Below are 12448 nucleotides of genomic sequence, written 5' to 3'. Positions count from 1 at the left end.
CCAACTCGGGGGCGAATGCCATCCAGTTATATAAGATCCCTTCCTTAAAGAGAACACAAGAGACCTCGACCCATGTATACCGTCATCACAGTTCCCGCCTTCAGCGACAACTACATCTGGTTGATCCGTCATGAAAATCACTGTCTGGTCGTCGATCCGGGCGAGGCCGCTCCCGTGCTGGAACGGCTGGCTGGGCTGGATCTGGTGCTGGATGCCATCCTCCTGACCCATCACCACCGCGATCACGTCGGGGGCGTATCCGAGTTGCTGCAACACTTCCCCCACGCTCGTCTCTATGGTCCCAAGCATGACCCCATGCCGGACCATCACGGCCAGTGGCTCGACGATGGGGATCAGATCAACTGGCATGGCCTGAGTCTGGATGTCCTCCATGTGCCCGGTCATACCCTGGGGCACATCACCTATTACGGCCAGGGCATGCTGTTTTGTGGCGATACCCTCTTCAGCGCCGGTTGCGGCCGTCTGTTCGAAGGTACCCCGGCACAGATGCACACTTCCCTGCAACGGCTCGCGGCATTGCCCGATGAGACCCTCCTTTATTGTGCCCATGAATACACGCTCTCCAACCTGCGTTTCGCCCATGCGGTCGAGCCCGACAACCTGGCGATCCAGCGGCAGATCGGCGTGATCAGCAAACTGCGTCAGCAGGGCCTCCCGAGTCTCCCCTCCCGGCTGGGAGATGAGCGGAATTTCAATGTTTTTCTGCGCTGCGAGCAGGACTCGGTAAAATTTTCTGCTGAGAAATACGCCCTTAAATGCTTGGAAAATCCAGAGGATACCTTCGCTGTTCTGCGGGCCTGGAAGGACGTTTTTTGAACAAACCTTGATCAGGGGGGCATTGCCCCTTATGATGCGAGCTGTTTTTCCACAGATGACCTGAGCGAGATGAAGCTACGAACGGCCTTATTGGCAGCGCTGTTTCTCAGCGGCTGTCAAAACCTGAGCCATCAGGATGACCGGGCGGTAACGGCAATCGAGCCGATCAAATCCCCCCAAGTCAGCAAGAAAACGTACAAAAAACACTCTTCGCGGATGCTGTTCGGCGACGAACAGATAGAAGAGCTGGATGACACTGATAACCTGTGGGTGCGTATCAGCGATGATATGCAGCTGGACTCGCACGATAATGCCCGGGTTCGCCAACAGCGTGATTGGTTGTTGCGCAATGATAAGCATATGGCGACCATTGCCAGCCGGGCTGAGCCCTACCTGTATCTGATGGTAGAGGAAATCGAACGGCGTGAGCTGCCAATGGAGCTTATTACCATCCCCATGATCGAGAGCATGTTCGATCCCAATGCCCGCTCCCGCAGCAATGCGGTCGGTCTTTGGCAGTTCGTTCCTGCAACCGGCAAGAATTTCGGCCTGCGCCACGACAACTGGTACGACGGTCGACGCGATGTCCTGGCATCCACCAATGCCGCACTGGATTACCTGGAGTACCTGAACCGGTTCTTCGACGGTGACTGGCTGCAGACCCTGGCCGCTTACAATGCCGGTGAAGGTCGGGTGCGCAACGCCATCACCCGCAACGAACGGGCTGGTCGTCCGACCGACTACTGGTCGCTGGACCTGCCCCGCGAAACCCGGATGTATGTGCCCAAGATCCTGGCCATGGCCGACATGATCCGCAATGCGGACAAATACAATGTCACCCTGCCGGTGCTGGCCAACAAGCCGCAATTGCGAACCATCAATACCGGAGGTCAGATTGATTTGAACGTGGCCGCCCAGCTGGCTGGCGTTTCCGCCTCCCAGCTCAAGGCGCTCAATCCTGCGCTCAAGCGTGGCATGACCTCGCCGCAGGGCCCTTACAACCTGCTGGTCCCCGTCGAGTACGCCGACACCCTGGAGCTGGCCCTGGCCGATCTGCCCCAGCGTGAACGTACCCGTGGTGTGCGCTCCTATCAGGTCACCAGTGGTGATACGCTGTCACGGATCGCCCAGAATCACGGGGTGACCGTGCAACAGCTCAAGCTGGCCAACAACATGCGCGGCAACAACCTGCGCCGTGGCCAGAGCCTGATAATCCCCAATGGTGGGCGCGCAACCCAGGTTGTCCAGAGCAAGCCGCAGCAGCTCGCCAGCCGCAGTGGTGGCAAGGTGAACTATCAGGTGCGCTCCGGTGACAACCTGTGGAGCATCAGCCAGGCACACGGGGTCACCCACGCCGACCTGGCCAAGTGGAACGGCCTGAACGCCAAGTCGGCCCTCAAGCCTGGCATGAAGCTGGTGGTCTGGCCCAAGCAGGGCAAGAGCAGCAACAAGTCCATGGTCTATCAGGTGCGCCGCGGTGATTCCCTCTCCTCCATCGCAGCCCGCTTCCAGGTCGCCGTCAACGATGTGATGCGCTGGAACCAGCTCGGCAAGAGTGACTATCTCAAGCCGGGTCAGGAGTTGACTCTGTTCGTGAAGAACAACAGCTGATCGCTCGTCGCAATCCAAAAAATACCCCGCTTGATGCGGGGTATTTTTTTGTCTGCATGAACCAGCGGCTACGCCGCTCTCCCCTGAGGGATGACTCAGGGAGTGATGGCCTGGGCCGCAAAGCGCGCCAGAATGGGGTTGTGGTCAGAGGCATCGGTAGCCGGTGAACTCACCTCCACCAGATCCAGATTGCGATAGTAGAGGTGATCCAGCGGGCGGCCAAAAGCGGTGCGACGCAGATCAGGCACAGGTATGGCCTCCTGCAGGCCAAGCTCGCCCACCAGCTTGTTCAACCAGAACGCGCGCTTGTCGCTCCAGGTGTTGAAATCGCCGCCCAGGATGACCGGCCCCTGGTGGCGATGGATCAACGCAGTCAGATCGTTGAGCTGCTCGCGGAAAGTCGCCATGCCCAGCTCGAAATTGACCGCATGGAGATTCACCACCAGCACGCCGTCAGGATCCCCCTGCAAAGGATAGAGACTGACCAGACCTGACTTGGGGATACGCAGCAGGGGTTCGGGGGAACGGACGCCACAGACAAACGCCTGCGGCGTTTTCGCCACCGTCATCACGCCAAAGGAGACACCTCCCTGGGTGAAGGCCTGCAACTGCTGCCACTGGAAATCCCCTCTCTTCAGCCAGTCCAGCATCTCGGGCCGGGTCGCCGACTCTTGCAGCAGCACCAGATCCTGGGACTTGGCATACTCATCCAGCCCTTCCCGCCAGTTCTTGCGTTGTCCCTTGTAGAGGTTCCAGACGGTGATGCCAAACTCCCTCGGCAAGGCCGTGGAGGCGAGCGCCACCAGAGGCGGTCTGTCACAGCTTGCGCCAGGTATGATACCTGCCGCAGTCACCAGATGATCTTGATCCGGTACCTCGAAGCAACCGACCAGCCCCAACGTCAGCAGGGACGTTCCCAGAATCCGATAACTATTTTTCATTGGCTAACAATCACCTGCCTCTGCAAGACGACATGGCCCTCACACAGGCCACGGTCGCCGACTAGTCTCATTATTCGTGTCCGGCCCGACTCATCCAGAGGGAATTCAACGATGGCGAGACAGCACCAGTACCGCGTGACATTTTACGATCAACAGGGAACCTGTCATCAAGTGGAGCTTTCCACCGTCTATCAAATCAGGCGGGATCCCCAATGTGATCTCTGTCTGTTCGACACCCGGCAGTGCGTGGGGTCGGAAGAGATGCTGGAGCGCATGATACGGCAAAAAACCGGGCTTGAGCAGGAAATATCCATCATCAATGCCCGGCTCATCTGAGCAGACTCAGACCGGGACGGGGCGGGATTTGCCCTGATCGTCGATGGCCACATAGGTGAAGACGCCCTCGGTCACGCAGTACCGCTGGGCTTCGTTCTCCCGCAATACCGGCTTGACCCAGACCTCCAGCTTGAGTCGCATGGAGCTGCGACCAATCTTGAGGCAGCGACCGTAACAGCACACCACGTCACCCACCTTGACCGGGCTGTGGAAGGTCATCCCCTCCACCGAGACGGTGCAGATGCGCCCTTTTGCCAGCTCCTTGGCCATGATGCCCCCACCTATATCCATCTGGGACATGATCCACCCGCCGAAGATATCGCCATTGGGGTTGGTATCGGCTGGCATTGCCAGAGTTCTCAGCAACAGCTCCCCATCGGGGTGGCGCTTGGTCTCTTCCATCATTACCGCTCTCTTTATCATGGATGGCGGCATGATAGGGGGCGATCCCCCCCTTGGCAAACCTCAATTGTCCCGGAGCGCGCGCCGTATCTGGTTTGCACGCCAGATGACCGACTCCGGGGCCCGGATGGCGACGACCCGTTCAACCCTTCAAGGCCGCCCCGTCCGCAAACCAGTGGGCCGGATCCGGCCAGCGATAGACGAAACCAAGCTGCTGGCAGATGCGCTGACCTTCGATGGGAGCAAACTCCCCCGCCGGCTCGACGAACTGCGGCGGCACCAGCCCGAGCAGGCGGCTCGCGAAGGGGTAGAGCTGCTCCCGGCGCGGGTGAACGGGGGCACTCAGATTGTAGGCATCCCCATCCTGCCCCCGGGCCAGCATCAGCTCACAGGCGGCCACCACGTCGTCCAGATGCACCAGGTTCACAGCCTGGCCTCCCCCGGCCAGCGTCTTGCCCGCCAGAAAACGGCCGGGGTGACGGTCAGGACCATAGAGTCCGGCCGGGCGCAAGATCATGGCGCAGTCAACATGCCCTTCCAGTACGGCAAGCTCGGCCGCCCGCATCCGCGAGCCTCTGTCATGAGCTGGAGCGGGCGTATCCTCCTCCCCCTGTCCGGCCCCCCAGACCGAAGTCGCGCTGATAAACAGAACCCTCTGAACACCCGCCTCCCTCGCCTGTCGGCACAGGCTGGCCACGGACGCCGGGTAATCACCGGTCTTGCTGGGGGGCACACAGATCACCAGGTCATGACAGCGAAAAGGCAGTGATCCCATGTCAGGGGTAAGCAACAGCGGCCAGGCGGCAATACCCTCCCTCCGCAGCCGTTCAGCCTTTTCGGCCGTACTGACCGTCACCGCGACAGATTGCCCCTGCTCTTGCAATGCCCTGGCCAGGGGCAACCCCAGCCAGCCGGCGCCCACGATACCCGTCTGATACTCAAATTCGTTCGTCATACCCGGATCCTGACAAAAAAAAACGGCCATCCAATGATGACCGTCGAAAGTAACGAAGGAAATAGCCGGATTAACCGGTTACCTCCCACAGCGGGAAAATCGGGAGCGCACGCTCCTAATTCGTGGGCCTATCCTAGTGGCAGCGCGGTCAAAAAGCTTTGAAGCGGATCACAGTTGAAAAGGATTTCTGAAAGCGCTTTCACTGTTTTGCAAAAAAGTCGACCCGCACGGGGCCAACTTCATGACTCAGGCCACAGATTCCCGCCGTACCAGTTCGGCTTCGAATTTGAGCGCCAATCCCTCTACCGGCTTGTGATCCAGCAGCCTCAGGGCCAGCTCAGCGGCCCGCTCTCCCATCTCCTCGATGGGGTAACGTACCGTGGTGAGCTTGGGATAGATGTATCGGGCATAGGGGATGTCATCAAAACCAACCACAGAGACCTGCTGGGGGATTTTGTAACCCCGCTCCAGCAGACAGGAGATGGCCCCCGCCACCATGGCATCGTTGAAACCCAGCACAGCGCTGAACTCGACGCCGCGCGCCAGCAGCTCGCTCATGGCCACATAGCCACCTTTTTCATCGGCATAGGCACGGCCGATGAGGGCAGGATCCAGCTCGATACCTGCCCGTTGCAGGGCGAAGCGATAGCCGGCCATACGCTGCTGACCATCCACAAACTCCTCGTCATCGGAGGTGACGAAGGCAATCTTGCGATGTCCCGCGTCCAGCAGATGCTGGCAAGCCGTGGTGATGCCGGCCTGGTTGTCCAGCCAGACGCAGCGATCCTCGCAGCCTGGCACCTGACGGTTGATGAAGACGATGGGGGTCGTGCCCGACGCAAGCTCGCTGAGCTCTTCGTCAGGCAGCGCCTTGCTGTGCAGGATCAGGGCATCGCACTGGCGCTGCAGCAGCGCCTGGATGGCGTGCCGCTCACGGGTCGCGTCGTGGTTTCCGGACACCACGATGGTGAACTTGTTCGCCTTGTCGACCATGCTTTCGATGCCGCGCATCATCTGAGCGAAGAAGGGGCCGCCACACAGATCCCCCACCAGCACACCGATACAGTTGGAGCGTTTGCTCACCAGGGCCTGGGCGAAGCTGTTTGGACGAAAGCTGAGCTCCTTCATGGCCGCGAGGACAGCCTCGCGCTTCTCGGGCGCCACCTGCGCCGTGTTGTTGATCACTCGAGACACTGTCGAAATGGAGACATTCGCCAGCTGAGACACATCTTTGATCGTTGCCACTCTCGATTCCTTTGTTGGAAAAGCCTGTCAGTGATGATCGGGCATTGTATCGAACCTGACAGACCAAGACGCGGCGCCCGATCACCTGGCAGGTTTCCTTTTGTAACAAAGCTTAAGGGATGATAACCATTCTGGGGCAAGAATGGGAGGCAGCCGCGACAACGACTGCCCCCGAACTCAATAGGCGTGATTCAGCTCGCGTTCCGACATGAAACGCAAGGGCTGCTGCAGCTTGTGTTGATAGATGAGATCGAAAGAGAGCACGTTCTGGACATAGTTGCGCGTCTCCCGATAGGGAATGCTCTCCACCCAGACATCCATCGGCTTGTTGTCGCTCTGCTCGCGCCAGCGCTTGACCCGGCCAGGACCCGCATTGTAGGCCGCCGCCGCCAGGATCCGGTTGCCGTCATACACATCCAGCAGGCGCTTGAGGTAGGCGCTGCCAAGACGAATGTTCATGGCCGGGTCGAACAGTTGCTGCTCGTTGCGATAGGGCACCCCAAGCTTGCCGGCCGTCTCTTTCGCGGTGGCAGGCATCAGCTGCATCAACCCCCTCGCCCCGACCGGTGACTGGGCCAGGGGATAGAGTGCGCTCTCCTGACGGGAGATGGCGTAGAGCAGACTGGTGTTCATGGTGCGCTCTTGTGCCATCTGGGAGAAGGTGCGCTTGAGGGGCAGCGGGAAGCGCAGGTCCAGCGCATCCCAGGCCTCGGCACGGATGCTGGAGAGGATCGCCAGCTCGTGCCAGCCCTGGTTGAGGGCGATGTGGCCAAACTCCAGGCGCTGGGCCACGCTGTTGCGATCCATGTTGTGGATCCACTCAGAGCGGGCCGCCGTGATCTCGTTCATCGCCAGCAGCTCACGCACCCGCAGCAGGAAGGGCCAGCGGCGGCTGGCACTTTGCCAGTCCGGCACCTTGTGCGCCACGCTCTGGTTCTTCATGCGATAGGGCACACCGGTGCGCTGGGCCGCCATGAAGCCGTAGAAGCCGCGCAGGCTCGCAGTCTCGAGATAGAGGTCCCGCGCCGGTTTCTGCCGCCCCTGTTTCTCCAGCGAACGCGCCATCCAGTAACGCCAGCGATCCTCTTTTTGCAGCCCCATGGGCATCCGCTTGACCCAGCCTTCGAGGCCGCGCCAATCCTGCTCCCAGATGGCAAGACGGGCCCGCAGCTCCACCAGCTCCGGATCCTTGAGCCGCACCAGGGCCGTATCCAGCCAGGCGCGCTGGTCAGAAGATCGGTCCAGCAACAGGCGGCGGGCGGCCGCCTTCTCCACCCGACTCACCTCGGCATGGTTCAGGCCGAAGCGACGGGTCATCTCCCCCAGCTGGCGCAGAACCGCGTCGGGCTCCTGGTTGGCATAGCGGGCCAGCCCCAGTGAGAGCAGATGCCGCGACGGGGGCGCCGCCGTGAAGTTGGCAGGATTCATCGCCCGCACGGGTTGGTCATACAGGGCGATCATCTGATCGCCATACCCCTTCATGCCGCTGCCGAGCTGGGCCCCGAGGTGGCGAATGAGGTTGGGGTTCTGGGCCTCGAAAGCCAGGTTCATGCGCTCCCAGATCTTCTCCTGGGTGCGCAGACCCGCTTGCTGCCAGAGCTGGAACAGGGGATCGCAGGCATCGGGCCTGGATTGACCGCTCAACCAGAGCTTGCCTGCCTCCTGCAGGGCTTCACTTTTGTGCCCCGTGTAGTAGCGGGCCTGATAGTGCTGACAGAGCAGATCGGTGGAGCTTGGCTTGGCCGGATAGAAGCGCAGGAACTGGGACCATTGCTGGCTCTGGGCAAGATAGGTGAGATAGCTGCGCTCGAGCCGGTTGGACTGGGGGGTGTCCCCGTGCTGGCGGATGAAGCGGGTCACATCGTTGTAGTCTGCCGCCCCGGGACGGAACGCAAGCTGGTAGTAATCCAGATAGGGCAGCAGTGGATAGTGGATCAGGCGTGCCCGAAGCTGGCTGAATTTGACCTGATCATTGGCACGCACGGCCTCATGGGCCTGGCGATAGAGAGACTGCTCCATGGTCTGCGCGAAGGTAGGAGCCAACAGCCCCGGCATCCAGAGCGCAGACAAGATGATTCCCTGCACGACTTTCACGAATGGCATTCTCCCCTTGAAGGCATAACCACCGCCAAAGGGCGGTGGTGACATACCTTCATTCTACCCGCTAAGCACGGGGGCTACGCCACACTATTTTTATCGGTGCAGACGGGGCGATCACCGCGTACCTGGCGGCTGACATAGCGTTCAAGGTAGGGAACAGGGAGCGGCTTGGAGGCGAGGTATCCCTGGAAGAAATGGCAGCCCTGCGCCTGCAGAAACTCCAGTTGCTGGCGGGACTCCACTCCCTCAGCCGTCACGTTGAACCCCATGTGGCGGGCCATGGCGATCACGGCCTCGACGATGGCCATGTTGTCACCATCCTTGGGAATGTCCTGGATGAAAGAACGGTCGATCTTGAGCTCGTCAGCCGGCAGCCGCTTGAGGTAGCTCAGGGAAGAGTACCCCGCCCCGAAGTCATCGATGGCAAAGCTGATGCCCAGGGTCTTGAGCTCCGCCATCTTGCTGATGGTGTCTTCCGCATGACCCAGCACCACCGACTCGGTGATCTCCAGGTTCAGGCAGGCGGGATCCATGCCGGTGGCCGCCAGCACGTCGTGAATGCGATCGACGAAGTCGGGAGCATGGAACTGTTTGGCGCTCACGTTGACCGACAGTTGGGGGACGTGGATCCCGTTCTCCTCCCAGGAGACGTACTGGGTACAGGCTTCGTGCAATACCCAGTTGCCGATGTCGACGATGAGATCCGTCTCCTCGGCAATGGGGATGAACTCGGCAGGCGACACCAGGGCACGCCCAGGGGGTTGCCAGCGGATCAGCGCCTCGACACCGATGATCTCCCCCCCCGCCACCATGTGCTGGGGCTGGTAGTGGAGAGTCAGCTCCCCATTGTCGAGGGCACTGCGCAGCTCGTTGTGAATGTGCAGACGCCGGTCGGCCTGCAACTGCATGGAGGCATCGAAGAAGCGCCGGGTCTTGCGGCCCGCCGATTTCGCCTGATACATGGCGGTGTCAGCCTGCTTGAGCAGATCCCCCGCCTCCTGCTCCCGACCGGGGAAGAGGGTGATGCCGACACTGGCGCCGATGTGCAGCACCTGGCCTCTGAAATCATAGGGGGCAGCGATCTCCCCGATGAGCCGCTCCGCGATGAGGTCGGCCTGCATCTCCGCCTGGGGCGGGCTGATGGAGAGCGCTGGCAGCAACAACACGAACTCGTCGCCGCCGAGACGGGCCAGACAATCCCCCTGGCGCACCAGCCGCTTGAGACGGCTGGCCACCTCCTTGAGCAGCCAGTCGCCGGTGGCGTGACCCAGGGAATCATTGATGGTCTTGAAGTGGTCGAGATCGATGAACAGCAGGGCCCCGATAAGGTGACTGCGATTTGCATCGGTGAACGCCTGGGTCAGAGTTTCGTGCAGCTGACGGCGATTGGGCAGGCCGGTCAGCTCGTCATAGAAGGCGAGATCCTGGATGCGGCGCTCCGCCGCCTTGCGCTCGGAAATATCCTCGAAGAAAATGACATAGTGGCTGATCCCCCCCTTCTCATCCTGCACCGGCGTGACGATCTCCCACTGGGGATAGGCGTGACCGTCGGCGTGCAGGCGCAGGGTTTCCCCCTGCCAGCGATCCAGGGCGTTGAGCTCGTAACCCAGCCCTCCCAGCCCCGACCAGAGATCGTTGCCAAGATGCAGACCAATCACCCCCTGGTTGTCAAAACCGGTGATCTGGCTGAAGGCGTAATTGACCCGCAGGATCTTGAACTCGGGATCCGTGATGATGATCCCTTCGTGAGTTTCAAAGGCCACCGCAGACAGCCGCATCAGGGCATCGCTCTGCAGGCGCTCCAGCTCGGCCACCATGCGCACCGAGAAGATGGTCAGGACGGAGTCCAGATCCGTGGTCCGGGTCTGGCTCGGGAACAGCAGGGCGAGATGACCCAGGATCTGACCGTTGCGATCGAGCAGCGGCTGGGCGTAATAGTGCTGGCCCGGGGGCAGGTCAGGATACCCGGTCAGGGGTTCACTCACGGGGACCGCGCTGGAGGGCCCCTGGCGATAGAGCTGCTGGCAGGGCATGTCACAGAGAGCATACTCCTTGACGTCGATGCCGTGGCTCGCCAGCACCCTGAGCCTGTCGAGACCGACCCGCTCCGTCAGCCAGACGGCAGTGGCTCCCAGGATATGGGCCAGCTCGTTGACCAGGGTCTGGCAAAAATCGAGCCCCGTCTTGGCGGAGAGCGCCTGCGCCAGCTTGGCCAGCAAGGGGGCCTGCAACATGGGAAGCGGCGGTGTCACGCCTGCGGGGGAATCGGCGCGATCCATCTCGCGATGCATCATTTCGAGGGGGGCAAGCCAGCCACAACAGAGCCCCTGTGCAGGCACATACTGACCGTACCAGAGCGCATGGTGTACCTTGCCGTCCTCATCGCGCAGGTGACCGATGAACTGGCCAGGCTGGCCGGAATCGTGGAGTCTTGCAAGAAAATCGGCGAAACCCGCTTCATCTTCCCGCTCAAGTTGGGTGGCCCAGGGGTGGGTTCCCTCCCCTGCCCAGGGTTCACAAGAGACATGATCAGACAGGCTCCATTGCCCATGCTGCCGATCATAAAACCACATCATCTGGGTGGCTTGCTGCTTCATCTACGACTCCAACCACTACAACCACGTTATCCACCCCGACTCCTGCAGAAAAGCATATCCGTTTGCGCGCATATCTCCACCGGCGCATGGCAATGATTTTGCGATGCGATGAGGCGATGTGGGTGGAGAAAATTCGAGACTATGCGGCAAAAACCAAACATCGGGCCGACACAAGGCGCTGCCGAGGGGGGACAGAAACGATCCTATTTGCTGATACTGCCTGCCTGTTTCACTGAGCTCAAGCGGTTTTTGGCATGAAACGGGAAAAGCTCACAATTTATGGACAGCGGGATTCCCAAGGGGATTTTTCGTGACACAGATCACATTTTGATTTGGCGACATGGGTAATCTGGAGGTGAAGACACAAGCAAGACGACCCGAAGGGGGCCATTATGAAAATCGAAATGACCAGTAAAATCATCGACATCACCCCAGCCATCCGCGAGCGCATTGAATCCCGTTTTGAAAAGCTCGAGCGTCTTCAGGTGCCTCTTATCACACCCCATGTGATCATCTCCAAAGAGCGTTTGATGTATATCGTCGAAGCCACTATCGGCATTCCCAACGGCAAACTGTTTGCGCAGGCAGAGCATGAGGATCTCTATGCTGCCATCACGGACCTGGGCCAGAAGCTGGAACGCCAGCTCAACCGTCACACGGAAAAACCCATCGCCCGTCGTGCCGCCGGCAAGGAAGTGCCCCAACCGGACGAAGCAGACGCCTGACAAGGTTCACCACTCATAAAGCAAAAGGCGGGTTATCCCGCCTTTTTGCATTCTACCGTGCCGTCACCCCAGCCAGCGCAGCCTGGCATCCACCCCTTGCGCAAGCTCATCGAGCAGCGGCAGCATCATCAGCGGAGCCTCCTCCCTGGGGTCAGCGCCCATAGGTCGGGCCTGCCATCGCTCACGACCCAGTGCCGAGAGGTTGTCGTACACCGCGGGATCCAGCGCGGGCGTTCGGCTCACCAGTGGCGGGGAGCGCAGCGCCAGCCAGAGTCTCACATCCGTCATGCACCCGCCCTGTTGCAGACGCTCGTTGAGGCTGGTGGCATCGCTCTCTTCCACCCCGCCTTGCAGGGACGCCCGGGGCATCAGACCGAAACGGGAGCGCCAATCCAGCTCACCCGACGCAGGCTTGGGCGGGGCATCAAACCAGGGCTGCTCTTCCACCGCATCGGTCAGCAGCGCCAGATGCAGCCTGAAGTCGGCACGGTCCCCCGCACGGAGATCCTGGTTGAGCCGTTGGCCCAACTGGGCCTCATCCACGAGCAAGCGGTCACGAATCGCACTGGGCAGCATGAGATAAATCTTGGAAATGAAGGTTTCATTGCTTATCGGCCATCAACCCGATCCTTTAAGCATTAAAAATCCCGGCAGAGGGGTTCACAAGCGCGACAGATCTGTTAGTATGCGCCTCGCACT

At 60.5% G+C, this 12448-nt stretch carries 12 protein-coding genes; 4 read left to right on the top strand and 8 right to left on the bottom strand.

The window, feature by feature from the left end:
- Positions 1 to 72 precede the first annotated feature (72 nt).
- Entirely contained in the window at positions 73 to 837 is a 765-nt protein-coding gene (gene gloB / locus C2U37_RS16085; protein WP_104452692.1) for a hydroxyacylglutathione hydrolase, read from the top strand.
- Between the two features lie 87 nt (positions 838 to 924).
- Here gloB and C2U37_RS25120 read toward each other — a convergent pair whose 3' ends face one another.
- Entirely contained in the window at positions 925 to 1197 is a 273-nt protein-coding gene (locus C2U37_RS25120) for a hypothetical protein (RefSeq protein ID WP_010674135.1), read from the bottom strand.
- On the opposite strand from C2U37_RS25120, the gene C2U37_RS16080 reads away from it, so the two are divergent.
- Entirely contained in the window at positions 1198 to 2448 is a 1251-nt protein-coding gene (locus C2U37_RS16080) for a LysM peptidoglycan-binding domain-containing protein (RefSeq protein ID WP_227656657.1), read from the top strand.
- A gap of 95 nt (positions 2449 to 2543) precedes the next feature.
- On the opposite strand, the gene C2U37_RS16075 is transcribed toward C2U37_RS16080, so the two are convergent.
- Entirely contained in the window at positions 2544 to 3389 is an 846-nt protein-coding gene (locus C2U37_RS16075; RefSeq protein WP_029314263.1) for an endonuclease/exonuclease/phosphatase family protein, read from the bottom strand.
- 111 nt (positions 3390 to 3500) lie between these two features.
- On the opposite strand from C2U37_RS16075, the gene C2U37_RS16070 reads away from it, so the two are divergent.
- Positions 3501 to 3725: a hypothetical protein gene (locus C2U37_RS16070; protein WP_010674132.1), complete on the top strand. Its 225-nt coding sequence runs from the start codon at positions 3501 to 3503 to the stop codon at positions 3723 to 3725.
- 6 nt (positions 3726 to 3731) lie between these two features.
- On the opposite strand, the gene yciA is transcribed toward C2U37_RS16070, so the two are convergent.
- The 5 genes from yciA to C2U37_RS16045 form a co-directional block, all read right to left on the bottom strand.
- Positions 3732 to 4130 carry an acyl-CoA thioester hydrolase YciA gene (yciA, locus tag C2U37_RS16065; protein WP_029314261.1) on the bottom strand — a complete coding sequence of 133 codons (399 nt, stop codon included), beginning with the start codon at positions 4128 to 4130 and terminating at the stop codon, positions 3732 to 3734.
- Between the two features lie 139 nt (positions 4131 to 4269).
- Positions 4270 to 5082, bottom strand: a complete 813-nt coding sequence (locus C2U37_RS16060; protein ID WP_104452691.1) for an NAD-dependent epimerase/dehydratase family protein — start codon at positions 5080 to 5082, stop codon at positions 4270 to 4272.
- A 246-nt stretch (positions 5083 to 5328) separates the two neighbouring features.
- Positions 5329 to 6327, bottom strand: a complete 999-nt coding sequence (locus C2U37_RS16055; RefSeq protein ID WP_039038828.1) for a LacI family DNA-binding transcriptional regulator — start codon at positions 6325 to 6327, stop codon at positions 5329 to 5331.
- A 177-nt stretch (positions 6328 to 6504) separates the two neighbouring features.
- Positions 6505 to 8421, bottom strand: coding sequence for a transglycosylase SLT domain-containing protein (locus C2U37_RS16050; protein WP_104453257.1), 1917 nt, complete (start codon positions 8419 to 8421; stop codon positions 6505 to 6507).
- An 83-nt stretch (positions 8422 to 8504) separates the two neighbouring features.
- Positions 8505 to 11024 (bottom strand): putative bifunctional diguanylate cyclase/phosphodiesterase, encoded by a 2520-nt coding sequence (locus C2U37_RS16045; RefSeq protein WP_048207315.1) that lies wholly within the window; start codon positions 11022 to 11024, stop codon positions 8505 to 8507.
- A gap of 392 nt (positions 11025 to 11416) precedes the next feature.
- Between C2U37_RS16045 and hpf the strand changes: the two genes are divergently transcribed.
- Positions 11417 to 11749 carry a ribosome hibernation-promoting factor, HPF/YfiA family gene (gene hpf, locus C2U37_RS16040; RefSeq protein WP_010674126.1) on the top strand — a complete coding sequence of 111 codons (333 nt, stop codon included), beginning with the start codon at positions 11417 to 11419 and terminating at the stop codon, positions 11747 to 11749.
- A gap of 63 nt (positions 11750 to 11812) precedes the next feature.
- Here the strand turns inward: hpf and C2U37_RS16035 are convergent, their stop codons facing one another.
- Positions 11813 to 12325, bottom strand: a complete 513-nt coding sequence (locus C2U37_RS16035; RefSeq protein WP_041215524.1) for a VC2046/SO_2500 family protein — start codon at positions 12323 to 12325, stop codon at positions 11813 to 11815.
- Positions 12326 to 12448: the final 123 nt, after the last annotated feature.

Origin of the sequence: Aeromonas sp. ASNIH1, assembly GCF_002934285.1 — a bacterium.
Classification (GTDB): domain Bacteria; phylum Pseudomonadota; class Gammaproteobacteria; order Enterobacterales; family Aeromonadaceae; genus Aeromonas; species Aeromonas caviae.
The sequence above is the reverse complement of the archived record's forward strand: the minus strand, read 5'-3'. Positions and strand labels throughout refer to the sequence as shown.